The following is a 237-nucleotide window of genomic DNA, read 5'->3' as shown; positions in this document are numbered from 1 at the left end:
CCCTCGTCAAGGTCGCGCTCGGCCTGCTGGATCCGCTCGGCGGCAAAGTCCGCCTCGGCGCCGGCGTCGTCGCGGGCTATTTCAGCCAGGACGCTTCCGATCTCGATCTGGATTCGACCCCGCTCGAGATGTTCGTTTGGGAGCTAGACCTCACGCCGCCTGAGGCTCGCGATCTGCTCGGGCGATTTCTGATTACCGGCGATGATGTGTTCCGCCCGATCCGAACCCTCAGCGGAG

1 pseudogene is annotated in these 237 nt (G+C 65.0%); it reads left to right on the top strand.

What is annotated here, in order from left to right:
• Nucleotides 1-237 (top strand): annotated as a pseudogene (locus VJI94_RS08815) (ABC transporter ATP-binding protein); the annotation flags it as partial.

This window comes from Parvimonas sp. D9 (assembly GCF_035282565.1).
In the GTDB taxonomy this organism is placed as follows: domain Bacteria; phylum Bacillota; class Clostridia; order Tissierellales; family Peptoniphilaceae; genus Parvimonas; species Parvimonas micra.
Note: the sequence above shows the minus strand (reverse complement) of the source record. Positions and strands in the feature narration are given on the sequence as shown.